Consider the following 22,659-nt stretch of genomic DNA (forward strand, 5'->3'; position numbering starts at 1 on the left):
CTCAAGCTCCTGCTGCGGCCAGCCGCGCGTTGGGGGTGGTGGGGGTGGCGTAGGCCTCCCAGCGCGTGTCGCCCATGAGCGAGCGCGTCTGGCGGTAGCGGCGCAGTCGCTCCGGGGCCAGGCTCACCAGGGCGCAGCCCTCGGCCGCGCCCATGTCCAGCAGCTGCTCCTGGCCGTCGACAAAATCAAAGCGCTCTTCTTCCAGGTAGAGCGGGTCGGCCCACACGGCGCTGCGCCCCATATAGCTGAAGCCCGCGTAGACATTGGCGCCCACGCCCGAGGCGAACAGCACATAGCACTGGTTTTCAATCGCCCGCGCGCGCAGCAGGGCGTGCGTGACGTAGGCGTATTGCTCGGGGATGAGCGCCAGGCAGCACAGCAGCTCCGCACCTTGCTGGTAGAGCGCGCGGCAGGCCTCGGGGAAGTTCAGGTCGTAGCCCAGAATCAGCCCCAGGCGCCCGAACTCGGTGTCCACGCAGCAAGGGCTGTCACCGCAGCGCAGGTATTGGCGCTCCATGTCAAAGCAGTGCATGCGCCGGTAGCGCGCGCAAAGCTGGCCGTCGCGCCCGATCAGCACCGCGCTGCTGTAGCAGTCGAGGCCCTCGCGCTCGAACAGCCCGGCCAGCAGGTAGACCCCGCAGCGCCGCGCCAGCGCGCACAGCTCGTCGAGCTCCGGCCCGGGCAGGGTGACGGCCACGCTGGCCACCTCCAGCACATTGCCCGAGGCCAGAAAGCTCTCGGGCAGGCACACCAGGTCCGCGCCCTGGGCTGCGGCCTGCTCCACATAGCGCTGGGCGCGCCGCATATTGCCGCTGGCGCGGTTGATCTTGCAGTCCAGTTGAATCAGGGCGACTTGCATACGGCCTCGTCTGGCGTGTCAGGGTGGGGCTGCGCAGCAGGTGCGGGCGGCGGCGGCGATGGCGGGAACAGCTCGGGCCACACCAGGCCGTACTGCAAACCGCAGTGCAGGCCCATGTGTTGCAGGCCGCTCTCCAGCGCGCTCCAGCCCTGGCTGAGGTGCAGGCGCAGCGCGTACCAGCGCACGGGGGTGTTCATGGCGGCGGCTCATGCGGCGGGGCTGAGGTCGTCTTGCGGGTGCGAGGCGATGAGCAGGCCCAGCTCGTCTTCGTACACATGCCAGTGCGCCAGGCCCGCTTGCTTGAGCAGCTCGCGCACCTCCTCGGGGCAGTAGGAGGCGCGCAGCGAGTCCATGAACTCGCGCGCCCCTTCTTTGACGAACTGCAGCACAAAGGTGATGTGCCCTTCCTCGGCCTGGCGGTTCATGTCGAAGATGAGCACCCGGCATTCGGGCTGGGCCACGCGGGCAATTTCCTGCAGCGTCTCCACCGGCTTCTTCCACAGGTGCAGCGAGGAGAAGGAGTAGATGAGGTCGGCGCTGGCGTCGGCAAAGGGCAGCTTGTGCAGCTTGGCGAGTTCGAACTCGATGTCGCCGGGCGTGGCCGCCCACACCGCCAGGCTGAGGTTGTCTTCGGCCACCTCCAGCAGCGTGGCGTTTTCCTCCACGCCCGACAGCGCCGCCTCGGGCAGGCGCGCGCCCAGGTAGAGCGAGAGCACGCCGGTGTTGACGCCCACCTCCACCAGGTGGCGCGTGTGCGGCGTGCAATGCGCCAGGATGCGCTTGGCCGGTTTGAGGTAGGCCATGAGGGCGGACTTGCGCATGCCCAAGTCATAGGCGCGCACATCTTCCAGCGTGGCAAAGGGCTTGGCCTGGGGCACGCGGGTGTGCAGGTCCAGCAGCGGTGCGTCGGTGGGGTGGGGCATGGTTGACCTCGATGGCTAGGGCACGAACTGGGGTGGGCGGCGCTGCGGCGCGCTAGGCCGCCTGGATGCGCATGAAGGGCGAGATGTCCGCCCCCAGGTGCTGCGGGTAGCGGCGGTGCGGCGGCGAGTAAAAGGCCTTGGAGATGTTGTCCATGTAGTACCAGCCCTTGGGGCCGGTGACTTCCAGTGCCTCATCGGTCAGGCGCACCAGGCCCTGGGCCTGCAGCGTGGCAATCTCGTCGGCAAAGAGCTTGGCGAAGTCCACGCCGTGCTGCGCCAGATAGCGCTGGCGCGACAGGCGCGAGGACTTGATGCCCAGCACCACGGCGCGGCGCAGCCGCTCCTCGGCGCTGATTTCGCGGCCCATGGACAGCGGCAGCTGCCCGGCGTTGACCTGCTGCATATAGCGCTCGATGTCGGGCTCGTTGAAGTACCAGTGCGACTTCAAATGCCCCGTGGCCGTGGGCCCCAGCGGGATGATGGGGAACTCCTCCGTCCAGGTGCGTGCGCCATAGTCCGGGCGCTGGCCCGGCAGGGCGAAGCAGTCGCCAAAGTAGCCCTCATAGCCCTGGCCGGTGAGGAACTCGGCGGCGTAGAGAAACATCTCGTCCACCTGCTCGCGCGGCGGCACGGGCGGGAGCTTGCGCCGCTTGGTGCTGACCTGCGCAAACTCCATATAGGTGTAGAAGGAGATGCTGGAGACGCCCAGGTCCACGGCGGTTTGCAGGCTGTGGTGCCAGCTGTCCATGGTCTGGCCGTTGAGGCCGTGCATGAGGTCGATGTTCACGCGCGGCACGCCAATGCGGTGCAGCATGCGTATGGCCTCGGTGATCATGGCCACATCGGCCGGGCGGCCGATGTCCACCAGCTCTTGCTCCACAAAGGTCTGCACGCCCAGGCTGATGCGGTTCACGCCCTCGGCCAGCAGGGTGCGCGCCTTGTGCTCGGAGATGTCTAGCGGTGTCGACTCCACCGTGATCTCCATGCCCGGCAGGGTGCTGAACTCGCTGCGCAGGTGGCGCAGCACCTCGGTGAGCTGCTCGCTGCTGAGCGCGGTGGGCGTGCCCCCGCCGATATAGCCCACCTCCAGGCGGTGGTCCTGCACATAGGGCCGCGCGGCGTAGAGCGACATCTCGCGCTTGAGCGCTTCCACATAGCGCTGCGTCACGCTTTTGTCGGTCTGGTGTTTGATGTAGGGGCAGCTGAAGCACAGCCGGTTGCAAAACGGGATGTGCATGTAAAAGCCCATGGGCTGGGTGGTGAAGACATCGGCCTCACTCAGCGCGTGGTGGCGCGTGGGGTACTGGCGCACCCATTCGTTGTCGCGCTCGGGGTAGTCTTTCCAGAAGGGCAGGCTGTTGTGGCTCACGATGGGCTCCCAGGGTTCAAGAGGCGGGTGCTGGTGGGGTCTTGCCAGCGGCCCGAGTCCAGCTGCGCCACCGCATCGGCCAGCGCAGCCACGTCGTCCTCGTCGTGGGTGGCCAGCACCATGGCCAGCCCCCAGCTGTGTTTGAGGCGCGCCAGGTAGGCGCGCACCTGCTGGGCAAACTCGGTGTCCAGCCCGGCGCAGGGTTCGTCGGCCAGCAGCAGCACCGGGCGGTGCACCAGCGCGCACAAGATGTGCAGCTTGCGCTGGTTGCCGCCGGACAGCCGCGTCACCGGCACGCTGGCCTGCGCCGTCAGATCGGCCTGCTGCAGCAGCTCCGCGGCCAGCGCGCGCGGGGCGCGGCGCAGGTCCAGCTGCTGCAGCACGTGGTCGCGCAGCGTCAGGTGTTCGGGCAGCTGCTTGTGCTGCGCCACATAGCCCAGCAGCGGCGCGCTGTGGGCCCAGTCCAGGCAGGGGCGCCCGGCAATCAAGACCTCGCCCTGTGTGAGGGGCGACAGCCCCGCCAGCGCGCGCAGCAGCGTGGACTTGCCCGCGCCATTGCGCCCGCGCACGGCCAGGGCCTGACCGCGCTGCAGCGAAAAGCTCACGCCGCTGAGCGCAAACTGCGCCGACACGCGCAGCCCCACGCCGCGCGCCTGCAGCACCGGCACGCTCTGGCGGGTGGGCGCGGCCTCAGCCACGCAAGACTCGGCGTTTGAATTCATACAAAGCCACTCCCATGGCCAGCAAGGCATAGGCCAGCGCCCCGGCCACCAGCTCGGCGGCCATGGGCTGGCCTTCGAGCGCACGGCGAAACAGCGCCACATGCAGCGCCAGCGGCGCGTGCCCCAGCACCTGATGGGCGGCGCCGAAATTGGCGGTGGGGAAGAACACGCCGCTGAAGTAAGTCAGCGGAATCAGCAGCAGGTTCACCACGCTGGCAAAAGACATCTCGTTGGTGTGCACCGCGCACACCACGCCCAGCCCGGCAAAGCACAGGCAGCTCAGCACAAAGGCCAGGGCCAGCCACAGCGGCGAGCCCAGCTGCGCGCCAAAGCCCAGGCCCGCAATCAGGAGCACCACGCCAAACTGCAGCGCGCACTTGAGCGTCATGCCCAGCAGCCGCGCCAGCACAAAGCCGCTGTAGGACAGGGGCGAGAGCACCACGTCCTCGATGGCGCGGCGGTTGAAGTCCACGATCACCGCATAGCCCAGCGTGTAGGTGCAGCTGAACATCACCCCCACGGCCAAGATGCCGGGAAAGACATAGTCGAAATAGCTGCCGCTGTAGCCCGGTGGCGCGGGCACGGCCGTGGCGCCCCAGCCAAAGGCCAGCACCATGGACACCGAGGTCAGCAGCGTGGAGGCCACGATGAGGCGGTAGCGGAAGAACTGCACCATGTCCCAATAGACTTGGCGCCACACGTCCAGCAGCCACAGCGCGGCGTCGCTGCGCGCGCCCAGGGTGGTGGCCCGGCGCGCGCTCATCTCAGGCCACCTCCGCGCCGGGGGCGGTGTCGGCCCATTGCTGCAGGTAGTCCTCCAGATACGGCAGCTGCGCAGCACGCTGTGCGCGCTGGCGCATGTAGAGCTCGGCTTGCAGCATCTGTTCGGTGGGGCCTGGCGGGGCGGCGGCCAGCACATCGCGCAGCGCGTCGCTGCTGGCCTCCATCACGCAGCCGTCCACCACCATGCTGCCGCCCAGGTAGTCCAGCATGGCAAAACCGTTTTCGCCCACGCAGCTGGCCAGCACCACATAGCAGGAGCACTCGGCGGCGCGCGCCCGCACCAGCGTGGGCACGGCGTGGCTGTAGCGCGTGAACAGATTGGCCACGCACACAATCACATCGGCCTCCTGCAGGTAGTAAGGCCGCCAGGCTTCGGGGAAGCGCAGGTCGTAGCTCACCAACAGGCCCAGCCGCCCCCAGGGCGTCTGGATGAGCTGCGGCGTGGCACTGCCCGCGCTGAGGTAGGCGCGCTCGCCCGACCACAGGCAGCGCCGCCGGTACACGCCCAGCAGCGCGCCGTCCGCGCCTATGCACACGGCGCTGTCGAAAATCTGCCCGGCCAGCTCGCCCTCGCCCCGCTCCAGCAGGCCCAGCACCAGCATCAGGCCCAGGCGCTGTGCGGCCTCGCGCAGCTGCGTCAGCAGCGGCCCGTCCAGGGGCTCGGCATCGCGCTTGAGCGAGGGGAAGTTCAAACCCGTGCAGCACGCCGCGGGCAGGCACAGCAGGTCCACCCCGGCCGCGGCGGCCTGCGTCATGCCCTGCAGCACGGTGTCCAGATTGCGGCTGCGCTGGTTGTGGTGCAGGCGCATTTGCAGCACCGCCACGCGCGTGGGCCGCCCCGCAAACAACCGCGTGAGCGGGCGCATGGCGCGTTCGGTGAGCTTGAACACGTTCTCAGCCATGGGCCAGCTCCCGCACCGGCATGCCTGCCAGCTCGGCCAGCACCGGCACCGGGAAGGTTTGCGGCAGCGTGATGGCAAAGCCGCCAAACAACTCCGTGCCAATGCGCGCCGCCGGCCCCAGCTGCTGCACCTGCAGCCCGCTGCGGCGCAACAGCCGCCCAATGCCCAGGGGCGACACCGTTAGCAACTGCTGCGCCCCGCGCGGTGCCACCGTGCGCATGGCCGCTTTGAGCAGCGTCATCGTCAGCGGCGAGAGTGCAAACGCCGCCGCCCCGCGCTGCGCCATGTCAAAGCCCTCGGCCGCAAAGCGCGAAAGCTCCCACACCGCCGCGCTGCACGGCGCCCCCGCCTCACCCAGCAGGTGCGCAAACACCTCCTGCAGCATGTAAGGCCGCGTGCTGGGCAGCAAGCGCGCCGCCCCCACGATGCGCCCGTGCTCGTCCTCACCCAGCACGTACAGCACATCGTCGCGGTCGTACTGGTCCAGCTCCCGCCCCACCGGGCACTGCAGCGGCCAGCCCAGGCGCTGCACAAACACCTCGTAGCGGTAGCGCGCCAAAGCCTCAAAACGCTCCGCGCCCAAGTCGTGCCGTGTTCCACACCGCAGCCGCATGATCGTCTCCCAACCCTGTGTTTGCGGTCATTGGCGCGCATCCCCAGCGTCGCCGGAACTACAAATCTTGGTAGGTTGGGGCTCTAACCCCCTAGGAGTTGGGGGAGCGGGGGTGGGGGTGGATTCAGGGGAGCCAGGTGTTTGGTATTCAAGTCGGTGGGCCTAAACCGCCCGCTGGCCCCCACCATCTGGCGATGCGCGCCGGATCGCTCAGGGCCGCGAAAACCTCTGCCGGGCTTGCTGCGATATCGGCCTGCCGGATGTCTGAGCGGGTTTCAAGGGCTTCCGTGGGGGGCCTTAGGGGGCAAGTTGCCTTAGCCGCGGCCCTTGGGTGCGGGCTTCGGTCAGCAGTTGGTTCCAGTCGTCGGGTGGGTGGCCGCTTTGGAGCATGTTGCGGAACACCCGGTAGGCGTCGTCGCTGCTGTCGTAGGCGCGCTTGGTGTCTTCGTCATTGACCCAGGCGAACACGATGACCTTGGCTTGCGCGTGGTAGCGGAAGAACAAGCGGTACTGCTGGAAGAACTTGGCGCGCAGCCAGTGCTTGTGTTCCTCACCGAGGGTCTTGCCTTGGCGGTACTCGGGCCGTGTGGGGTCTTGCGGGATGACGTCAAACGCCAGCTTGGTGATGGCTGCCAGGCGCTTGCTGGCGTTTTTCTTCACGTACCCGATGGGGTCTTTGCTCCGGTGGGACTGCACCTGCTGGGCCAGCGCTTCGAGCTGCGCCAGAAACAGGGGGTGGGCAAAAACAGTCCAGCCGTGAATGAGCAGTGCGGCGGGCTGGCCCGTGCTCATTCATCGTCTGCCGACAAGGCGGCGTCAAGATCGATGTCGACGCCCTCGCTCAGGGCCTGCAGGCGCTGCACAAGGCTGGCGTCTATGGCCTGCAGGCGCTCGGGATGCTGGGCGATGTCCTGGGCCAAAAAACCCAGGAAGGCGCCCAGCACCGGATCGGCGGGCTGGGTGGGCTCGGCGCGCGACAGCACGACCTCACCGCCGGGACGAATGGTGTAGTGGATCTTGTCGCGCTTGCCCAGCTGGAGGGCCCGGCGCACGGTCTCCGGGACCGTGGTTTGGTAGCGGTCAGTCAGTGTGGATTCGGCTTCGAGGGTGGCAGCCATGGCGCTCTCCGGGGCAAAAGCGGTCGATGGCTGGGCACGGTAATGCAATTGCATTGCCGTGTCAATGCGGCGGCATTCCCCCCTCACGCCGCATAGCGCTGTGCCAGTGCGCTCAGGGGCAAGGGTTTGATGCGCGAGGCTTGGGCGGCGCAGCCGAAGGCTTCGAAGCGTTCGCGGCAGAGTTGCTGGGCGGCGGCGGTGGCGGCTTTGAAGAAGGCGCGGGGGTCGAATTCCTCGGGCTTTTGCGCCATGAGTTGGCGCATGGCGCCGGTCATGGCCAGGCGGATGTCGGTGTCGATATTGATTTTGCGCACGCCCAGGCGGATGCCGCGCTGGATTTCCTCCACGGGCACGCCGTAGGTTTCGCGGATTTGGCCGCCGAATTCGCGGATCACGGCCAGCCATTGCTGCGGCACGCTGGAGCTGCCGTGCATGACCAGGTGGGTGTTGGGCAGGGCGGCGTGGATGTCGGCAATGCGCTGCATGGCCAGGGTCTCGCCGGTGGGGGGGCGGCTGAATTTGTAGGCGCCGTGGCTGGTGCCGATGGCGATGGCCAGGGCGTCCACGCCAGTGGCCTCGACGAAGGCGCGGGCCTGGGCGGGGTCGGTGAGCAGCTGCTCGTGGCTGAGGGTGCCGCTGGCGCCCACGCCGTCTTCTTCACCGGCCTGGCCGCTCTCCAGGCTGCCCAGGCAGCCCAGCTCGCCCTCCACGCTCACGCCCACGGCGTGGGCCATGTCCACGGTGCGGCGCGTCACGTCCACGTTGTAGTCGTAGCTGGCGGGGGTTTTCTGGTCGGCCAGCAGGGAGCCGTCCATCATCACGCTGGTAAAGCCGCTGCGCAGGGCTTGCGCGCACACGGCGGGCGAGGCGCCGTGGTCCTGGTGCAGGCACACGGGCAGCTGGGGGTATTGCTCCACGGCGGCTTGCACCATGCGGCGCAGGAAGGGCTCGCCCGCGTATTTGCGCGCACCGGCGCTGGCTTGCAGGATGACGGGCGCATCGCAGGCCGCGGCGGCTTGCATGATGGCGTGGATCTGTTCCATGTTGTTGACGTTGAAGGCGGGCACGCCGTAGCCGTGTTCGGCGGCGTGGTCCAGCAGCTGGCGCAGGGCGATCATGGCCATGGTGGGGCTTTCGTGAAGTGCTTGAGCGGGGTGGGGGTCAGTCGTTGACGAAGGTGCTGGCGGCGGCCACGCGCTGGCGCACCAAGGTCACCAGCGCCTCGGCGGTGAAGCCGTATTCCTGCAGCAGCCGCGCACCCGGAGCGCTGGCGCCAAAGCGCGCCACGCCCAGCACGGCGCCGCTGCGGCCGACATAGCGCCACCAGCCCTCGGGGTGGCCGGCTTCCACGGCCACGGTGGGCAGGGTGGGGGGCAGCACGCTGTCTTGCCAGGCGCGGTCTTGCGCGTCAAAGACCTGGGTGCAGGGCATGGAGACCACGCGCACGGCCAGCTGGTGCTCGTTCAACAACTGGGCCTGGGCCTGCAGGGCCAGCGCCACTTCCGAGCCCGTGGCCAGGATGACGCCGCGCAGGCGGTGGCCGGGTTCGGCCTCGCGCAGCACATAGCCCCCGCGCTGGGCGGCGGCGGCGTGGTGGGGCTGGGCCACGGCGGGCAGGGCCTGGCGCGAGAGCACCAGGCAGCTCGGCCCATCGCGCCGCGCCAGGGCCGCGCCCCAGGCCACGGCGCACTCCAGCCCGTCGGCGGGGCGCCAGACCTGCAGCTCAGGGATGAGGCGCAGCGAGGCCAGCTGTTCAATCGGCTGGTGCGTGGGGCCGTCCTCGCCCAGGGCCAGGCTGTCGTGGGTGAAGACGTGGATGACGCGCTGCTTCATCAGCGCGGCCATGCGGATGGCATTGCGGCTGTAGTCGCTGAACACCAAAAAGGTGCCGCCGTAGGGAATGTGCGCGCCGTGCAGGGCCACACCGTTCATGACGGCGGCCATGCCGAACTCGCGCACGCCGTAGCTGAGGTAGTTGCCCGCGCTGCTGCTGAGGTTGGCGGGCGTGCAGCGGCGGTGGCCCTGGAAGTCGGTGAGGTTGGAGCCCGTCAGGTCGGCGCTGCCGCCCAGCAGCTCGGGCAGGGCGGGGGCCAGCGCGTCCAGCACCAGCTGCGAGGCGCGGCGCGTGGCCAGGGGCTTGGCGTTGGCCTGCACCAGGGCTTGCACGGCGGCTTGAACGCGCGCCTCAAACTGCTGTGGCAGCCCTCCGGCCCAGCGCCGCTGCAGCTCCAGGGCCAGCGCCGGGTGCTGCTGGTTGTAGGCCTCAAAGCGCTGGCGCCAGGCGCGTTCGCGCGCGCTGCCCAGCTCGGCGGCACTCCAGCTGGCGCGCAGCGGCTCGGGCACCTCAAAAGGCGGGTGCGGCCAGTCCAGCTGCTGGCGCAGCGCGGCCACGCCCGAGGGGCCCAGCGGCGCGCCATGCACCTCGGCCGTGCCTTCGCGCCCCACGGCGCCTTTGCCAATGCTGGTGCGGCAGATGATGAGGGCCGGGCCCGCGCCGTTGTGGCTGCCTGCTTTGGCGGCGGCCAGGGCGGCGTCGATGGCGCGCAGGTCGTGCCCGTCGATGGGGCCGATGACGCGCCAGCCGCAGGCGCGAAAGCGCGTGGCGGTGTCGTCGGCAAACCAGTCGCGCACGGCGCCGTCGATGCTGATGCCGTTGTCGTCATAAAGCACGGTGAGCTTGGCCAGGCGCAGCGTGCCCGCCAGCGAAATCACCTCCTGGCTGATGCCCTCCATGAGGCAGCCGTCGCCCACAAAGGCGTAGGTGCGGTGGTCGATGAGTTCATAGCCGGGGCGGTTGAATTCGCGCGCCAGCAGCTGCTCGGCCAGCGCCATGCCCACGGCATTGGCCAGGCCCTGGCCCAGCGGGCCGGTGGTGGTTTCCACGCCGGGGGTGTGGCCCACCTCGGGGTGGCCGGGGGTGGCGCTGCCCCATTGCCGGAACTCGCGCAGCGCCGCTTGCGGCAAGGCATAGCCGCTGAGGTGCAAGAGCGCGTAGAGCAGCGCGCTGGCGTGGCCGTTGGAGAGCACAAAGCGGTCGCGGTTGGGCCACTGGGGGTGCGTGGGGTTGTGGCGCAGCCAGCGCGCCCACAGCACGGTGGCCATGTCGGCCATGCCCAGCGGGGCGCCGGGGTGGCCGCTGTTGGCTTGCTCGACCATATCGGCCGAGAGCACGCGCAGCGCGCTGGCCATGTGCTGCAGCAGCGGGGTGTCCAGCGCGGGGCAGGCGTCGGGGTGGGGCATGGCGGGTCTCCGGTGGCGGTGGGGCGTGGGGGCGGGCGCGTCAGGGGCTGCGGCGCTTTTGGTCCATGAGGCGCAGGATCATGGGCGTGAAGATCAGCTGCATGGCCAGGCCCATCTTTCCGCCGGGCACGACGATGTTGTTGGGGCGGCTCATCCACGAGTCATGCAGCATGGACAGCAGGTAGGGGAAGTCGATGCCCTTGGGGTTGGCAAAGCGGATCACCACCATGGACTCGTCGGCGCTGGGGATGTCTTTGGCGATGAAGGGGTTGGAGGTGTCCACCGTGGGCACGCGCTGGAAGTTCACATGCGTGCGGCTGAACTGCGGGCAGATGTGGTTCACGTAGTCGGGCATGCGCCGCAGAATCGTCTCCACCACCGCCTCCTGGCTGTAGCCGCGCAGGTGCTGGTCGCGGTGCAGCTTCTGTATCCATTCCAGGTTGATGATGGGCACCACGCCCACGAGCAGGTCGACGTGGCGCGCCACGTCCACGCCGTCCTCGCCCACATAGCCGCCGTGCAGGCCTTCGTAGAACAGCAGGTCGCTGCCCGCGGCCATGGGCGACCAGTCGGTGAAGGTGCCCGGCGCGCCGCCCAGCTCGGCAGCCTCGGCGGCGTCGTGGATGTAGCGGCGCACCTGGCCGCCGCCGCTCTCGGCATAGGTGGCAAAGGTCTGGTCCAGCTCGGCCAGCAGATTGCTCTCGGGCCCGAAGTGGCTGATGGGCGGGCCCTCACGGGCATCGGCGGCGCGCACGCGCTCGCGCATTTCCACGCGGTTGTAGCGGTGAAAAGCGTCGCCCTCGATGACCTGGGCGCGCAGCCCTTCGCGGCGGAAGATGTGGGCAAAGCTTTTCATCACCGTGGTGGTGCCGGCGCCTGAGCTGCCTGTGACGGCGATGATGGGGTGGCGTTGAGACATGGTGTGGACTCTTGGGGTGCGCGGTGGGTTCAGGAGCGCGCAAACAGCGAGCGCTCGTTGAAGAGGGGGGAGACAAAGGGCTGGTCGGCGCCGGCGTCGTGCTCGCGGTGGTAGCGCTCCAGGCGCTGCACCTCCTGGCGCGAGCCCAGAATCACCGGCACGCGCTGGTGCAGCGCGCTGGGCGCCAGCTCCAGCAGGCGGCCGCGCCCGGTGCTGGCCGCGCCACCGGCTTGCTCCACCAGCCAGGCCATGGGGTTGGCCTCGTAGAGCAGGCGCAGGCGGCCGGGCTTGGCGGGGTCTCGCCCATCCTTGGGGTAGAGAAACACGCCGCCGCGCATGAGGATGCGGTGCACCTCGGCCACGAAGGCGGCAATCCAGCGCATATTGAAGTCGCGCTCGCGCACGCCGCTGCGCCCGGCCTGGCACTCGCTCACATAGCGGTGCACGGGCGGCTCCCAAAAGCGCGCGTTGCTGGCGTTGATGGCGTACTCGCTGCTGTCTTCGGGGATGCGCAGGTGGGCGTGGGTGAGGATGAAGTTGCCCACCTCGCGGTCCAGCGTGAAGCCGTGCGTGCCCTGGCCCACGGTGAGCACCAGCATGGTGGAGGCGCCGTAGAGCGCATAGCCCGCGGCCACTTGCTGCGTGCCGCTTTGCAAAAAGTCCTGCGCCACCACCGGCGTGCCCGCGCTGTGGCGCAGCACCGAAAAAATGGTGCCCACCGCGCCGTTGACATCGGTGTTGGAGCTGCCGTCCAGCGGGTCGTAGACCAGCAGCAGCGCGCCGCGGCGCGTGGCGTCGGTCTGCGCCAGGGGCAGGGGGGCTTCGTGCTCCTCCGACACCAGGCCCGCGAGCTGGCCGCCCCAGTCGCAGGCGCGCTGCACGGCCTCGTCGGCCAGCACATCGAGTTTTTTCTGCTGCTCGCCCTGCACATTGGTGTGCTCCAGCGCGCCCAGAAAACCGCCCAGCGCGCCCTTGGCCGTCATGGCGGCAATGCTTTTGACGGCGGCGGCCACGTCCACCAGCAGCGCGCCCAGGTCCGCGCCCTCGGGGTGTTCGCGCAGCTGCTCGATGAGGAATTTGGAGAGGGTGGTGCGGCCTTCGCTCAAGGGCATCATGGTTGCCTCCGGGTGCTGGGGGTGGGCAGCTCGAAGACGCGGCTGGCGCGTATGTCCTCGGCCTGCAGGGTGCTCAGGGTGTGGGCGTCGAGCTCGCGCTCGCGCTCCTGGAACAGGCGCGAGGCCTGGCGCAGCCGCGCGCGCTCCAGCGCGTTGCGCACGCTGCGTGCGTTGGCAAAGTGGGGCTGGCGCATGCGGTGCGCCAGGTAGTCGTCAAAGGCCAGGCGAGCGCCCTCGTCAAAGCGGTAGTGCTGTTCTTGCAGCAGGCGCTCGGCAATCTCGATCAGCTCCGGCGCGCTGTAGTCGGGGAAGTCCAGGTGGTGGGCAATGCGCGAGCGCAGGCCCGGGTTGCTCTGGAAAAAAGTCTCCATGCGGTCGGCGTAACCGGCCAGGATGACCACCAAGTCCTCGCGCTGGTTTTCCATCACCTGCAAGAGGATTTCGATGGACTCCTGCCCGTAGTCGCGCTCGTTGTCGGGGCGGTAGAGGTAGTAGGCCTCGTCGATGAAGAGCACACCGCCCATGGCCTTTTTCAGCACCTCTTTGGTCTTGGGCGCGGTGTGGCCGATGTACTGGCCCACCAGGTCGTCGCGCGTCACGCTCACCACCTCGGGGCGGCGCACATAGCCCAGCCGGTGCAGGATGTGGGCCATGCGCAGCGCCACCGTGGTCTTGCCCGTGCCGGGGTTGCCGGTGAAGCTCATGTGCAGCGTGGGGTTGTGCGCGGCCAGGCCGTGGGCGGCGCGCAGCCGCTCCACCACCAGCAGTGCGGCAATGTCGCGCACGCGCTGCTTGACGGGGGCCAGGCCGACGAGCCCGTCCTCCAGCTCCTGCAGCACCTCCTGCACCTGGCTTGTGGCCAGCACCTCGGCCACGGTGCGCGGCGGCGGTGCGGCCGCAGCCGTGCCCTCGGGCGCGTGCTCAGGCCCGGGCGCAGGGCTGCCGGGAATGCGGTAGAGCGGTGTGTTCATGGCGGCGCTCTGTCTTACCCTTGCGCGCCGTAGCGCTCGCCCTCGGGCTGCTGGGCGGCGTAGCCCTGCACGGTGGCGCGCACCATGCGGCCGTCGCATTCCTGGCGCAGCAGCGCAAAGCCGGGTTCGCGCGCCGGGCGGTTGACGATGAAGCTCATGGCAATGCTCTCCACGCCGCGTGTGGAATCAAAGGCCATGAGGCGGATGTAGTGCTGGGCAAAGGTCTTGCGGCACTCGCGCAGCTCGGCCAGCACGCCGGCGGCGTCTTGCAGGTCGAACATGGGGCTGCTGTACATCTCCCAGTAGGTGTTGCGCGGGTGGGGGTCGTCGGTGTATTCGATGCTCCAGGCATAGCCTCGCTTGAGGCCGTAGGCGATTTGCAGCGTGATCTCGGCGTCGCTGAGATCGGGCAGGAAGGAGAACTGGCCTTGCGTGATGCGGCCGGCGGGGTTGCTCATCATGGTGGGGCTCCTCAAGCCACAGTGGGCGTGGTGGCGTAGTCGCTGGTGTCGGTGCTGGCGTAGTTGAAGGACACGTCCTTCCAGGTCTCCAGCGCCTGGCGCAGTGGGGTGCAAAAGCGCGCGGCGGTTTGCAGCACATCGGGGCCTTCGCGCAGCAGGTCGCGGCCTTCGTTGCGCGCTTTGATCATGGCTTCCAGGGCCACGCGGTTGGCCACGGCACCGGCCTGTATGCCGGCGGGGTGGCCGATGGTGCCGCCGCCGAACTGCAGCACCACGTCTTCACCGAAGAGGTCGATGAGCTGGTGCATCTGCCCGGCGTGGATGCCGCCGCTGGCCACGGGCATGACCTTGCGCAGGTCGGCCCAGTCCTGCTCGAAGAACAGGCCGCGCGGCAGGTCCACACGCGTCACGGCGTCGCGGCAGACGTTGTAGTAGCCCTGCACGGTCAGCGGGTCGCCTTCGAGCTTGCCCACGGCCGTGCCGGTGTGCAGGTGGTCCACCCCGGCCAGGCGCAGCCACTTGGCAATGACGCGGAAGGACACGCCGTGGTTCTTCTGTCGCGTGTAGGTGCCGTGCCCGGCGCGGTGCATGTGCAGCAGCATGTCGTTCTTGCGGCACCAGTTGGACATGCTCTGAATGGCCGTCCAGCCCACGATCAAGTCCACCATCACGATCACGCTGCCCAGGCTTTTGGCGAACTCGGCGCGCTCGTACATGTCCTCCATGGTGGCGGCGGTGATGTTGAGGTAGCTGCCTTTGACCTCGCCGGTGGCAGCGCTGGCTTTGTTCACGGCCTCCATCACGTACAAGAAGCGGTCGCGCCAGTGCATGAAGGGCTGGGAGTTGATGTTCTCGTCGTCCTTCATGAAGTCCAGCCCGCCCTTCAAGCCTTCGTAAATCACGCGGCCGTAGTTGCGGCCCGAGAGTCCGAGCTTGGGCTTGGTGGTGGCCCCCAGCAGCGGGCGGCCGAATTTGTCGAGCCGCTCGCGCTCCACCACCAGGCCGGTGGGCGGGCCCTTGAAGGTTTTGACCAGGGCCACGGGCATGCGGATGTCTTCCAGCCGTGCGGCCTTGAGCGGCTTGAAGCTGAACACATTGCCGATCAGGCTGGCCGTGATGTTGGCGATGGAGCCTTCTTCGAAGAGGATGATGTCGTAGGCCACCCAGGCGAAGTACTGCCCGGGCTGGCCCGGCACGGGCTCGACCTTGTAGGCCTTGGCGCGGTAGCTGTCGCAGGCGGTGAGGCGGTCGGTCCACACCACCGTCCAGGTGGCGGTGGAGCTTTCACCGGCCACGGCCGCGGCGGCCTCGATGGGGTCCACCCCTTCTTGCGGCGTGATGCGAAACAGGCACAGCGTGTCGGTGTCCTTCACCACGTAGTCGGGGTCCCAGTAGCCCATCTGGCGGTACTTCAAAACACCGGCGCTGTAGCGCTGCTTCTGGTCGGTGATGGGGGCGTCTGCGGCGGCGCGGTCAAGAGGCGGGGTCATCGGCAGCTCCTTGGGGGCAAGAGGTGGTGCAGGGGTGTGGCACCGACTCTAGGGAGCTGGACAAGTCAGGGATAGTCAAAGATATTTGGCTTTGAGTTCAGCACTTGCTTAAGCATGGGCCGAAGTGCCAGCCCAGCACTCACAGTGCCCACCAGGGTGGAAAGCCACATGCCGTTTGCCGCACCAACGCAGTGTGGGCCAGCGCGCACAAGGCCCCGTGTTCACGGGGGGATGGGGAGACCCTATGCATCTGAGCTTTCGTCAGCTGCGCGTGTTTGTGCAGGTGGCTCGCCTGGGCAGCGTGCAGCGTGCGGCCGAGTCCTTGCACCTCACGCCACCGGCCGTGTCCATGCAGATCAAGGAGCTGGAGCGCCAGGTCGGGCTGGCGCTGTTTGACCGCAGCGGCCGCCGCCTGAGCCTGTCCACCGCGGGCGAGTACTTTCTTGTCTACGCGCGGCGCTTGCTGGCCACGCTCAAGGAGGCCGAGGACGCCATGGCGCGCTTCACACGCGTGGAGTCGGGCGTGCTCAATGTGGGCATGGTCAGCTCGGCCAAATACTTTGTGCCGCCGCTGCTGGCGCAGTTCCACGCCGAGCACCCCGCCGTGGATTTGCGCCTGCGCCTGGGCAACCGCGAGCAGCTCGCGCAGCTCATGGCCGCCAACGAGGTGGACCTGGCCATCATGGGCCGCGCCCCGCCCGCCTTTGCCTGCCGCGCCGAGCCCTTTGCCCTGCACCCGCACGGGCTCATCACCGCGCCGCAACACCCCTTTGCACGCATGGAGGGCGTGAGCGCGGCGCTGCTGGCGCACGAGCCCTTCATCGTGCGCGAAGCGGGCTCGGGCACACGCGCCGCGCTCATGGAGTACCTGGAGCGCTACCGCCTGCAGCCCATGTTTGTGATGGAGATGGACTCCACCGAAGCCATCAAACAAGCCGTCATGGCCGGCCTGGGCGTGAGCCTGGTGTCGCTGCACACCATAGGCCTGGAGCTGCGCCACGGCCTGCTGGCCGCGCCCCATGTGGAAGGCCTGCCGCTGCAGCGGCGCTGGCATGTGGTGCACACGGCGGCCAAACACCTCGCCCCGGCCGCCGAAGCGCTGCGCTACTTCATGCTGGAGCGTGGCGAGGCCGCCTTGGCGGCCATGTTTGGCGACGCTGATGCGGCCCCCACGCCTTGAGTCTTGGCTGTGACAGCGGCCTTTGTGTGCCAAAGCCCACACACGGCGGCTTGGACCTCGCACCCCTGGCCTACCCACCTTGGGGGGAAGGCCCCTGGCGAGCCCTTCCGGCCAGACAATCGCGCCCATGAGTACCGAGCAACGCTTCAAGCCCTCCGTCACCGTCGCGGCCGTTATCGAACGCGATGGCCGCTACCTGCTGGTGGAAGAGCACACCCGCGACGGCCTGCGGCTGAACAACCCGGCCGGGCATATCGAGCAGGGCGAATCGCCGCTGCAGGCCGTGGTGCGCGAGACGCTGGAAGAAACCGCCCATGTGTTCCGCCCTGAGGCGGTGCTGGGCATCTATCTCTCGCGCTTTGTGCGCCCGCAAAACGGCGAGGACGTGACCTATGTGCGCCTGGCCTACCGCGGCCGCATCGAGGGCGACGGCCCCCTGCCGGGGCGCGCGCTGGACGAGGGCATCGTGCGCTGGCTGTGGCTGACGCCCGCGGAGGTGGAAGCGGCGCACGCCCAGGGGCGCACCCGCTCACCCCTGGTGTGGCAGTGCGTGCAGGACCACCTGCTGGGCCGCAGCCTGCCGCTGGACATCATCCACACCGACGCCTCAGTGGCCGCTTTGCAGCAGCGCTGAAGACCAGGCGTACTCTTCAGCTGTTGCGGCGTCGGCCCATGCGCAACAGGCCCAGGCTGCCGATGAGCCACAGCGCCCAGCTTGCCGGTTCGGGCACGGGGGTGAGCTGGATCAGGAAGCCGTGGGCCTCGCCACCGTTGAGGGTGGTGCTGGCGTAGCCAACCACGAACTGCCCGTCGGCGCTGACGCTCATCGGGCGATCAAACACGAATTGGCGCGCGCTGTCCAAGCCCAGATTGCCGTGCACGTAGTCGTTGAAGGACTGCAGCCCCACACCGTCGCGCCAGATGAAGCTCTGTGCGGCTGTGCTGCCAAATGCGCGCTCAAAGCCGATGATGAGGCTGCCGTCCGCACTCACCCCGGTGGCCAGGCTGGTGCCCATGCCTGAGCCCATGCGCCCCAAGGCCTGTGTGCCGCCGGTGGCGCTCCAGCGCCACAGCTGGTTGCCCACACCCACGGCCCATTGGCCATCGGCCGTCATGGCGCTGACTTCGCTGGCCGACACGGCATCGTTGCCCACGGCTGTGCCAGCAAAGCTGCCAGTGCCCAGCGCGTCGCGCCAGATATAGGCTTCGCGGCCCATGGTGCCGTTTTGAAAGCCGCCCAGGCTGCGCGCGTCGTTGCTCAGCGCGTTGAGGCGCACGCTGGTGCCGCTGATCGTGACCTGCGTGGCCAGGGCGCCATCGCCCGTGCGCCATACCGTTCCTGAGGTCGTGCCGTCGGGCTGCCATGCCATGCCGCCCACGTACTGCCCGTTGGCGCTGAGGGCCCATGCGGAGGAGCGATTGGTCCCCGAGGTGGCACCCACGCCGCCCAGGGTGGACCAGGTGCCGCTGTCACTGCGCCAAGCGGCTTCGGTGTTGCCGTCACCGGCCATGCCCGTGCCGCTGACGCGTGTGCCGTCGGCGCTGACGGAGGCTCGGCCCACGAACTGCTGCCCCGCGCTGATGGTGCCCGCAATGTTGACCAATCCCGTCTCCGCACGCCACATCTGATAGCCCGCGCCCATGCGGTTGTCACCGACCACGGTGCGCCCATCGGCCGAGACGCTGGATGCCCAGAAATTGGCACCGAGGTCCAGCAACTGCTGTGCCTGGCTGTGCAGGGGCAGGGTGCACAGCAGCACCCATAGGCATGCGGTGATCTTGTGAGTACGGATAGCCATAAACATTTCCTCGCTGAGGTTGTTGCGTTGTGTTGAGCACCCCGGGGCAGATCCATGCGTCCGGGGGCGGTGAGCCAGCCTTGACTGGCACGCGAGTGTGAAAAAACGCACAAACGGCCCCTAGCGGGAATGCTCTCCTTGAATTCCAGACTCCCCCTTGTTCGAGGGGCATGGGCGCGCGCAGCCGCTCGGCCTTGGGCTGGCCGTTCGCGCTGCATGCGCTGAGAAATCCTCGACCCGCAAGGCGCGCGGCGCGAGGGCTGTGCCCTGGGCGCTGTTTTGGGACAATCGCGCCCCATGAATCGCAAGTACCGTGTTGTCGTCGGCCTGTCCGGCGGCGTGGATTCCGCCGTGTCGGCCCATCTGCTCAAGCAAGCGGGGCATGAGGTGGTGGGCATCTTCATGAAGAACTGGGAAGACGACGACGACAGCGAGTACTGCTCCACGCGGCAGGATTTTCTGGACGCCGCCGCCGTGGCCGATGTGCTGGGCATCGAGATCGAGCATGTGAACTTTGCGGCCCAGTACAAAGACCGCGTCTTTGCCGAGTTCCTGCGCGAATACCAGGCCGGCCGCACGCCCAACCCCGATGTGCTGTGCAACGCCGAGATCAAGTTCAAAGCCTTTTTGGACCACGCCGTGGCCACCGGCGCGGAGAAGATCGCCACCGGCCACTACGCCCGTGTGCGCGAGCAAGGCGGCCAGGTGCAGCTGCTCAAGGGCTGCGACCCGCTCAAGGACCAGAGCTATTTCTTGCACCGCCTGCAGCAGCACCAGCTGGCCAAAACCCTGTTCCCCGTGGGCGAGCTGCCCAAGACCGAGGTGCGCCGCATTGCCGCCGAGATTGGCCTGCCCAATGCCAAGAAGAAAGACTCCACCGGCATTTGCTTCATCGGCGAGCGGCCGTTTCGCGAGTTCCTGAACCGCTACCTCAGCCACAAGCCCGGGCCCATCGTGGATGAGCGCGGGCGCCAACTCGGCCAGCATGTGGGCCTGTCCTTCTACACCCTGGGCCAGCGCCAGGGCCTGGGCATTGGTGGCGTGAAGGAAAAGGGCGCCCCGCGCGGCGGTGGCGAGCACGCGCCCTGGTTTGTGGCGCGCAAGGACTTGGAGCGCAACGCCCTGGTGGTGGTGCAGGGCCACGAGCACCCGCTGCTGCAGTACCGCGCCTTGGTGGCGCAGGATTTGAGCTGGACCAGCGGCCAGGCGCCCGAGTTCGGCGGCTATGGCGCCAAGACACGCTACCGCCAGGCCGATGCGGCCTGCGTGCTGCAGCCCGGCAGTGGGGAGATCCGCCTCGAATTCCCGCAGCCGCAATGGGCCGTCACGCCGGGGCAAAGCGCAGTGATCTACCAGGGCGAGGTTTGCCTGGGCGGCGGGGTGATTGACCAGGCCTGGGCCTGAACCCTGGGCGCTACAGCGCGCGTGGCGTGGCGCTGCAGGCCTGCTATAAGCGGACGCAAAGCCTTTGCTGACGCGCCATGCCCTCGCCCGAATCCGCTGCTGATACTGATGCCGCCCTCGACCCGCCCAGCAGCGACCGCCTGCAGGTGGCGCGCGAGCTGGCGCTGCGCCACCTCAGCGCCACGTTGGGCTTCCAGGACTGCCCCGAGCCCACGCTGTGGGCGTTGGTGCAGGGCGGGCGGCTGCGGGTGCTGGACAAGGAGGAGCACCTCATCCGCCAGGGCGACAGCTTTGACATGCTGGCCGTGGTGCTGGACGGGGCGCTGAACTTCAGCCAGATGCGCCCGGACGGGCAGCGCTATCTGGTGGGCATTCAATGTGCGGGCGACACCGTGGGCTATGTGCCCATGGTGGACGGTTCGCTCTACCCCTACGACACCTATGCGCGCAGCAAGGGCACGCGCGTGTGGCTGATTCCGGGCGAGGTGTTTCGCCAGCAGCGCTTGCTGGACCCCAGCGTGGGCCGCGCCATCGAGCTGCAGCTGGCCTACCGCATCCGCCTGGCCTACGCCAAGATGAACCGCGACGCGGGGCAGAGCATTGAGGTGCGCCTGGCCCACACCTTGTTGCTCAACGCCCAGCGCTACGGCCAGCCCAGCGAGGCGGGGGTGGTGATTGGTGAGCGGCTCTCGCAGGAAGACCTCTCGGACATCCTGGGGGCCAGCCGCCAGCGCGTGAACTTTGCGCTGAAGAAGTTCAAGGAGCTGGGCCTGGTGGAGGCCCATTACGCGCACATCACCATCCTGGACATGGAGGCGCTGGCGCGCTTTGCCCAGGACAACAGGCTTTAGCGCTGGCGCCGCCGCCCCAGGGCCCCCATGCAGGCCAGGCCCACGAGCATCAAGGCCAGGCTTTGGGGCTCGGGCACCGGGGTGGTCAGCACCATGGCGTAGCCATGGGCCGCGCCGTTGCGAATGGCTGTACCGACCACGGTGCCGTCTTGCGCAATGCTCATGGCCGAGGCGAAGGTGGGCAATGGGCCATCGGTGGGCGGGGAGAAGTCCCAGCCGTCGCTGGCGCCGTTGCTCACCAGTGAGAACAGGGCATAGGTGCTGCTGCCGTCAAACAGCCAGGGTTGCGATGTGCCGCCCAAATCGCTGCTGCCCACCACCCAGCCTGTGTCATTGACACCCGTGGCTCGAAAATTGGTGGTGCCCGCCAGCGGTGTGAGCACCCGCAGCCCGGCGTTGGCGCTCCACATGAAGGCGCCCACCGTGGCCTGGTTCATGGTCATGGAGCCCACCACCAACCCGCTGTTGCTCACGGCGCTGGGCTGTCCGCCGTTGGCTGCGCCGCCGATGACGATTTCCTGCGTCACCCCGCTGTTCATGTCGTGCACCATGGCCACGTTGCGGGCGGCGTTGGCGGGGTCGTTGCCGCGGCCCACCACCAGGCCACTGTCGTTGATGGCGCGGGCCTCGCTCATGTTGCGGCCTAAGGCGTCAGGCGCCACGCTGAGGGCGTTGCCATTGGCGTCCCAAATCTGCGCGCGCCTGGCTGCGGCGCTGTTGACGCCGCCCACGATGATCCCGGCGTTGTTGATGCCGTTGGCCACGCCCACATTGCCGGAAGCCGCGTTCAGCTCCAGCTGTCGTGCTTGGCCCTGGGCATCCCAGGCGATGGGGCGTGCGCCGTACAGGTTGAGGCTGCCGTAGGAGGCGCCCACGGCCGTACCCGAGGTGTTGACGCCGTAGGCAATCTCCACTTTGCGCTGCACCCCTCCCACACTGACATTGACCAGCGGCGTGAGGGTGTTGCTGCCGATGACGGTGCTGAAGGCCACCGAGGCGCCGGTGACGTCGTCCAGTGTGCGCGCCACGGCGTAGTTGCCGGTGCTGGACACCGCCATGCCCTGCGTGCCGTAGGCCGTGCTGGGGTTGATCTGGCCCAGGTCGATGATGCGGTAGACGGGCGCGGTTTGCGCCATGGCGCTGGCCATGCCGCCGCACAGCAGCAGCGCGGCGCCAAAAATTCGGGGGTGCAACATGACGGGTTCCTCCTTGATTCCAAAGCTCGGGCGGGCCCTCGACCGCCAGGGGTGGCGCCGGGGTTGAACCCATTCTTGGAAAACAAAGCGGCGGTGAATGTCAAAAACTTGACATCAACCTGCCCCAGCCCCGCGATTGCGGGATGGCCGAAGCGCCCTCTTAGGCGGGCGGATTCGGCAGCGCCAGTGCGGTCGACCTCGAGGTCGACCGCGATGGGGGCGGCGACGCTGCGCCGCGCTCAGAACTCAAAGCGCATGGCCGGGCGGCCCAGGTGCAGCACCCAGTAGTGCTCCAGGCGTCCGGGTGCTTGCACGCAGGCCAGGCCAGCCTCGGTGAAATCGGGGGCCATCAAGTTGCCGCAGTGCGAGGGGCTGGCGCTCCAGAGCTGCGTGGCTTCTTCCAAGGTGCCGGGTCCGCCTGCGAGGTTTTCAGCGGCTTTTTGCAGCTTGTAGCCCACGCCCTGCAGCCGGTCGCGCAGGCTGGTGGCGGTTTGGCCGATGTGGGTGATGGTGTCGCGTGCGGCCAGCTCTTGGGCGTAGCGCTGGGCCGATTCGGCCAGCAGCGGGCTCCAACGCAGGGCCGGGGCGGGGCCGATCAGCTGGTTGCCGCAGCGCAAGGGGGCGCTGCGCAGGCTGTTGATGATGACCAAGCTCTGGGCCAAGGCCTGGGCGCCACTGTTGCAGGTGACGGGCCACGCCGTCAGAGGCCAGCACATGAGGGCGAGCAGGAGTCGTTTCATGGGG

At 68.3% G+C, this 22,659-nt stretch carries 24 protein-coding genes; 4 read left to right on the forward strand and 20 right to left on the reverse strand.

Annotation, left to right across the window (positions count from 1 at the left end; translation table 11 throughout):
• Position 1 precedes the first annotated feature (1 nt).
• The 17 genes from ACG0Z6_RS06025 to ACG0Z6_RS06105 form a co-directional block, all read right to left on the reverse strand.
• Positions 2-859, reverse strand: coding sequence for a carbon-nitrogen hydrolase family protein (locus ACG0Z6_RS06025; RefSeq protein ID WP_394459483.1), 858 nt, complete (start codon positions 857-859; stop codon positions 2-4).
• Positions 844-1,056: a hypothetical protein gene (locus ACG0Z6_RS06030; RefSeq protein WP_394459485.1), complete on the reverse strand. Its 213-nt coding sequence runs from the start codon at positions 1,054-1,056 to the stop codon at positions 844-846. The genes ACG0Z6_RS06025 and ACG0Z6_RS06030 overlap by 16 nt, the downstream gene beginning before the upstream one ends.
• Positions 1,057-1,065: 9 nt before the next feature.
• Positions 1,066-1,782 (reverse strand): class I SAM-dependent methyltransferase, encoded by a 717-nt coding sequence (locus tag ACG0Z6_RS06035; RefSeq protein WP_394459487.1) that lies wholly within the window; start codon positions 1,780-1,782, stop codon positions 1,066-1,068.
• Between the two features lie 52 nt (positions 1,783-1,834).
• A complete protein-coding gene (locus ACG0Z6_RS06040) occupies positions 1,835-3,151 on the reverse strand; it encodes a coproporphyrinogen-III oxidase family protein (RefSeq protein ID WP_394459489.1) in 1,317 nt (438 codons plus the stop codon).
• Positions 3,148-3,873 carry an ATP-binding cassette domain-containing protein gene (locus tag ACG0Z6_RS06045; RefSeq protein ID WP_394459491.1) on the reverse strand — a complete coding sequence of 242 codons (726 nt, stop codon included), beginning with the start codon at positions 3,871-3,873 and terminating at the stop codon, positions 3,148-3,150. The genes ACG0Z6_RS06040 and ACG0Z6_RS06045 overlap by 4 nt, the downstream gene beginning before the upstream one ends.
• Positions 3,842-4,636: an ABC transporter permease gene (locus tag ACG0Z6_RS06050; protein ID WP_394459493.1), complete on the reverse strand. Its 795-nt coding sequence runs from the start codon at positions 4,634-4,636 to the stop codon at positions 3,842-3,844. The genes ACG0Z6_RS06045 and ACG0Z6_RS06050 overlap by 32 nt, the downstream gene beginning before the upstream one ends.
• Position 4,637: 1 nt before the next feature.
• A complete protein-coding gene (locus ACG0Z6_RS06055; RefSeq protein ID WP_394459495.1) occupies positions 4,638-5,558 on the reverse strand; it encodes a carbon-nitrogen hydrolase family protein in 921 nt (306 codons plus the stop codon).
• Entirely contained in the window at positions 5,551-6,171 is a 621-nt protein-coding gene (locus ACG0Z6_RS06060) for an acyl-homoserine-lactone synthase (RefSeq protein WP_394459497.1), read from the reverse strand. The genes ACG0Z6_RS06055 and ACG0Z6_RS06060 overlap by 8 nt, the downstream gene beginning before the upstream one ends.
• Before the next feature lie 297 nt (positions 6,172-6,468).
• Positions 6,469-6,963, reverse strand: a complete 495-nt coding sequence (locus ACG0Z6_RS06065; protein WP_394459499.1) for a type II toxin-antitoxin system YhaV family toxin — start codon at positions 6,961-6,963, stop codon at positions 6,469-6,471.
• Positions 6,960-7,289, reverse strand: a complete 330-nt coding sequence (locus ACG0Z6_RS06070) for a type II toxin-antitoxin system PrlF family antitoxin (RefSeq protein ID WP_394459501.1) — start codon at positions 7,287-7,289, stop codon at positions 6,960-6,962. Before ACG0Z6_RS06070 ends, ACG0Z6_RS06065 begins: the two co-directional genes overlap by 4 nt.
• A gap of 83 nt (positions 7,290-7,372) precedes the next feature.
• Entirely contained in the window at positions 7,373-8,413 is a 1,041-nt protein-coding gene (gene fba / locus ACG0Z6_RS06075) for a class II fructose-bisphosphate aldolase (protein WP_394459503.1), read from the reverse strand.
• 37 nt (positions 8,414-8,450) lie between these two features.
• The gene (gene tkt / locus ACG0Z6_RS06080) at positions 8,451-10,529 is read right to left on the reverse strand and encodes a transketolase (protein ID WP_394459505.1); all 2,079 of its coding nucleotides are present in this window, start codon (positions 10,527-10,529) and stop codon (positions 8,451-8,453) included.
• Positions 10,530-10,569: 40 nt separating this feature from the next.
• Positions 10,570-11,448, reverse strand: coding sequence for a phosphoribulokinase (locus ACG0Z6_RS06085; RefSeq protein ID WP_394459507.1), 879 nt, complete (start codon positions 11,446-11,448; stop codon positions 10,570-10,572).
• 29 nt (positions 11,449-11,477) lie between these two features.
• A complete protein-coding gene (locus ACG0Z6_RS06090) occupies positions 11,478-12,554 on the reverse strand; it encodes a class 1 fructose-bisphosphatase (RefSeq protein ID WP_394459990.1) in 1,077 nt (358 codons plus the stop codon).
• Positions 12,555-12,559: 5 nt separating this feature from the next.
• Positions 12,560-13,534 carry a CbbX protein gene (cbbX, locus tag ACG0Z6_RS06095; protein ID WP_394459510.1) on the reverse strand — a complete coding sequence of 325 codons (975 nt, stop codon included), beginning with the start codon at positions 13,532-13,534 and terminating at the stop codon, positions 12,560-12,562.
• Between the two features lie 14 nt (positions 13,535-13,548).
• A complete protein-coding gene (locus ACG0Z6_RS06100; protein ID WP_394459513.1) occupies positions 13,549-13,995 on the reverse strand; it encodes a ribulose bisphosphate carboxylase small subunit in 447 nt (148 codons plus the stop codon).
• A gap of 11 nt (positions 13,996-14,006) precedes the next feature.
• Positions 14,007-15,485, reverse strand: coding sequence for a form I ribulose bisphosphate carboxylase large subunit (locus tag ACG0Z6_RS06105; protein WP_394459515.1), 1,479 nt, complete (start codon positions 15,483-15,485; stop codon positions 14,007-14,009).
• 244 nt (positions 15,486-15,729) lie between these two features.
• Here ACG0Z6_RS06105 and ACG0Z6_RS06110 point away from each other — a divergent pair, with 244 nt between their 5' ends.
• Both ACG0Z6_RS06110 and ACG0Z6_RS06115 read left to right on the forward strand, forming a co-directional pair.
• Positions 15,730-16,665 (forward strand): LysR family transcriptional regulator, encoded by a 936-nt coding sequence (locus ACG0Z6_RS06110; protein WP_394459517.1) that lies wholly within the window; start codon positions 15,730-15,732, stop codon positions 16,663-16,665.
• A 127-nt stretch (positions 16,666-16,792) separates the two neighbouring features.
• A complete protein-coding gene (locus tag ACG0Z6_RS06115; RefSeq protein ID WP_394459519.1) occupies positions 16,793-17,299 on the forward strand; it encodes an NUDIX domain-containing protein in 507 nt (168 codons plus the stop codon).
• Positions 17,300-17,315: 16 nt separating this feature from the next.
• Here ACG0Z6_RS06115 and ACG0Z6_RS06120 read toward each other — a convergent pair whose 3' ends face one another.
• A complete protein-coding gene (locus ACG0Z6_RS06120; protein ID WP_394459521.1) occupies positions 17,316-18,464 on the reverse strand; it encodes a hypothetical protein in 1,149 nt (382 codons plus the stop codon).
• Positions 18,465-18,761: 297 nt separating this feature from the next.
• Here ACG0Z6_RS06120 and mnmA point away from each other — a divergent pair, with 297 nt between their 5' ends.
• Together mnmA and ACG0Z6_RS06130 are read left to right on the forward strand one after the other, a co-directional pair.
• Positions 18,762-19,868: a tRNA 2-thiouridine(34) synthase MnmA gene (mnmA, locus tag ACG0Z6_RS06125; protein ID WP_394459523.1), complete on the forward strand. Its 1,107-nt coding sequence runs from the start codon at positions 18,762-18,764 to the stop codon at positions 19,866-19,868.
• Between the two features lie 77 nt (positions 19,869-19,945).
• On the forward strand, positions 19,946-20,719 hold the full coding sequence (locus ACG0Z6_RS06130) for a Crp/Fnr family transcriptional regulator (RefSeq protein ID WP_394459526.1): 774 nt from the start codon (positions 19,946-19,948) through the stop codon (positions 20,717-20,719).
• On the opposite strand, the gene ACG0Z6_RS06135 is transcribed toward ACG0Z6_RS06130, so the two are convergent.
• Both ACG0Z6_RS06135 and ACG0Z6_RS06140 read right to left on the reverse strand, forming a co-directional pair.
• Positions 20,716-21,915 carry a PEP-CTERM sorting domain-containing protein gene (locus tag ACG0Z6_RS06135; RefSeq protein WP_394459528.1) on the reverse strand — a complete coding sequence of 400 codons (1,200 nt, stop codon included), beginning with the start codon at positions 21,913-21,915 and terminating at the stop codon, positions 20,716-20,718. The genes ACG0Z6_RS06130 and ACG0Z6_RS06135 overlap by 4 nt on opposite strands.
• 239 nt (positions 21,916-22,154) lie before the next feature.
• Complete coding sequence (locus ACG0Z6_RS06140) at positions 22,155-22,655, reverse strand: CAP domain-containing protein (protein ID WP_394459530.1); 501 nt, start codon at positions 22,653-22,655, stop codon at positions 22,155-22,157.
• Between the last annotated feature and the right edge of the window lie 4 nt (positions 22,656-22,659).

This window comes from Roseateles rivi (assembly GCF_043555845.1).
Lineage (GTDB): Bacteria > Pseudomonadota > Gammaproteobacteria > Burkholderiales > Burkholderiaceae_C > Roseateles > Roseateles rivi.

Coding starts and splice junctions, on each gene's coding strand:
- ACG0Z6_RS06025 (WP_394459483.1), bottom strand. CDS start 859: ATGCAAGTCGCCCTGATTCAACTGGACTGCAAGATCAACCGCGCCAGC.
- ACG0Z6_RS06030 (WP_394459485.1), bottom strand. CDS start 1,056: ATGAACACCCCCGTGCGCTGGTACGCGCTGCGCCTGCACCTCAGCCAG.
- ACG0Z6_RS06035 (WP_394459487.1), bottom strand. CDS start 1,782: ATGCCCCACCCCACCGACGCACCGCTGCTGGACCTGCACACCCGCGTG.
- ACG0Z6_RS06045 (WP_394459491.1), bottom strand. CDS start 3,873: ATGAATTCAAACGCCGAGTCTTGCGTGGCTGAGGCCGCGCCCACCCGC.
- ACG0Z6_RS06050 (WP_394459493.1), bottom strand. CDS start 4,636: ATGAGCGCGCGCCGGGCCACCACCCTGGGCGCGCGCAGCGACGCCGCG.
- ACG0Z6_RS06055 (WP_394459495.1), bottom strand. CDS start 5,558: ATGGCTGAGAACGTGTTCAAGCTCACCGAACGCGCCATGCGCCCGCTC.
- ACG0Z6_RS06060 (WP_394459497.1), bottom strand. CDS start 6,171: ATGCGGCTGCGGTGTGGAACACGGCACGACTTGGGCGCGGAGCGTTTT.
- ACG0Z6_RS06065 (WP_394459499.1), bottom strand. CDS start 6,963: ATGAGCACGGGCCAGCCCGCCGCACTGCTCATTCACGGCTGGACTGTT.
- ACG0Z6_RS06070 (WP_394459501.1), bottom strand. CDS start 7,289: ATGGCTGCCACCCTCGAAGCCGAATCCACACTGACTGACCGCTACCAA.
- fba (WP_394459503.1), bottom strand. CDS start 8,413: ATGGCCATGATCGCCCTGCGCCAGCTGCTGGACCACGCCGCCGAACAC.
- tkt (WP_394459505.1), bottom strand. CDS start 10,529: ATGCCCCACCCCGACGCCTGCCCCGCGCTGGACACCCCGCTGCTGCAG.
- ACG0Z6_RS06085 (WP_394459507.1), bottom strand. CDS start 11,448: ATGTCTCAACGCCACCCCATCATCGCCGTCACAGGCAGCTCAGGCGCC.
- cbbX (WP_394459510.1), bottom strand. CDS start 13,534: ATGAACACACCGCTCTACCGCATTCCCGGCAGCCCTGCGCCCGGGCCT.
- ACG0Z6_RS06100 (WP_394459513.1), bottom strand. CDS start 13,995: ATGATGAGCAACCCCGCCGGCCGCATCACGCAAGGCCAGTTCTCCTTC.
- ACG0Z6_RS06105 (WP_394459515.1), bottom strand. CDS start 15,485: ATGACCCCGCCTCTTGACCGCGCCGCCGCAGACGCCCCCATCACCGAC.
- ACG0Z6_RS06110 (WP_394459517.1), top strand. CDS start 15,730: ATGCATCTGAGCTTTCGTCAGCTGCGCGTGTTTGTGCAGGTGGCTCGC.
- ACG0Z6_RS06115 (WP_394459519.1), top strand. CDS start 16,793: ATGAGTACCGAGCAACGCTTCAAGCCCTCCGTCACCGTCGCGGCCGTT.
- ACG0Z6_RS06120 (WP_394459521.1), bottom strand. CDS start 18,464: ATGGCTATCCGTACTCACAAGATCACCGCATGCCTATGGGTGCTGCTG.
- mnmA (WP_394459523.1), top strand. CDS start 18,762: ATGAATCGCAAGTACCGTGTTGTCGTCGGCCTGTCCGGCGGCGTGGAT.
- ACG0Z6_RS06130 (WP_394459526.1), top strand. CDS start 19,946: ATGCCCTCGCCCGAATCCGCTGCTGATACTGATGCCGCCCTCGACCCG.
- ACG0Z6_RS06135 (WP_394459528.1), bottom strand. CDS start 21,915: ATGTTGCACCCCCGAATTTTTGGCGCCGCGCTGCTGCTGTGCGGCGGC.
- ACG0Z6_RS06140 (WP_394459530.1), bottom strand. CDS start 22,655: ATGAAACGACTCCTGCTCGCCCTCATGTGCTGGCCTCTGACGGCGTGG.